The organism is Oleiphilus sp. HI0066, assembly GCF_001635725.1.
This window is the reverse complement of record NZ_LWFH01000431.1, coordinates 1-1,066: the sequence shown is the minus strand read 5'-3', so window position 1 is coordinate 1,066 and position 1,066 is coordinate 1. Positions and strand designations below refer to the sequence as shown.

The window sequence follows — 1,066 nt, the reverse complement described above, 5'->3', positions numbered from 1 at the left end:
CAGATAAACAGCGTTTGGCATTTACTGTGTGTGTTGAACACTTAACGGCAGTGTTTGCCTGTGACTATTTGAATCATAGAGAGCACTGGGCTGGCATGGAAGAGAGCATCGACCAATTGATGCATTGGCATGCAGTGGAAGAGATTGAGCATAAAAGCGTCGCGTTTGATTTGTATATGGAAATTTTTGGAGATCGTCGCTTATTGAAAAAGTCGATGTGTATTGCTTTGATTCTGTTGCCATATCGCTTCATGAAATACCAAGCGCGTTTACTGTGGTGGGCGAAGCGCATGCCACGCTGGTCTGAAGTAAAAGGGTTTTGGAAGTTTATGTACGGTAAACAAGGCATGACACGCCGCATGGCACCGCATTTGAAAGACTTTTTTAGAGATGATTTTCATCCATGGGATCAGGACGATTCTCATTTCGTCGATGAATGGAAAGAGTCTGTCTATAACCCGGATTATGATTTAAAGGCTAAGGCGGCTTAAGTATCAAAAAGCGCATGATCAACATGCGCTTTTTTCTTTTTAAAGTGCGTACTGGTCTCCCCAATATAAAGCTAATCGAGCAAAGTCTTGTGCATTTTGTGTCGTTTGATCATCGATATACTCAACGCGAAGCATGAGGCCCTCTTGTATTGAGTAGCTATAAGAGAGGCTTGCTCTCGATGACGTATGATCCGCGTGTTGCAATCCAGCTTGCTCGCCGAGAATCGGAGCGCCAGGGCCGCTGAGTCCGTTATCGGTTGATAATTCTTCATAGCCAATCGACAAGTTGTGTTTCTGATATTGAATCGATACGTTTATGTTGCCACCACGCATACTTGCATCAAGGCTCGACACTCTTGTTGCATCAGATAACTCTCCATCACTGTGTCTCTGTAACGCGGAGATTTCTAGTTGATACGAAAGCTCCGAAGACTGCTGCCATTTAATGATGCTTTCAAGGCCATAAAGGGTCTCATTACCTGTAAAAAGAGTCGGTGTTCGAACTGTGCCTGATGAGTGAATGTGGTCATCGGGAATATTATCTCTGCGACGTTTTACATCTGTGAAAAGACCCC

The 1,066-nt window shown here is 44.2% G+C and carries 2 protein-coding genes; one reads left to right on the top strand and one right to left on the bottom strand.

Annotated elements, in window-relative coordinates; all coding sequences use genetic code 11:
- The coding region (locus A3738_RS05760; RefSeq protein ID WP_197473634.1) for a metal-dependent hydrolase at positions 1-491 on the top strand (491 nt) is incomplete at its 5' end.
- A 39-nt stretch (positions 492-530) separates the two neighbouring features.
- On the opposite strand, the gene A3738_RS30650 is transcribed toward A3738_RS05760, so the two are convergent.
- A partial coding sequence (locus A3738_RS30650) for a hypothetical protein (RefSeq protein WP_197473633.1) occupies positions 531-1,066 on the bottom strand: 536 nt, incomplete at its 5' end.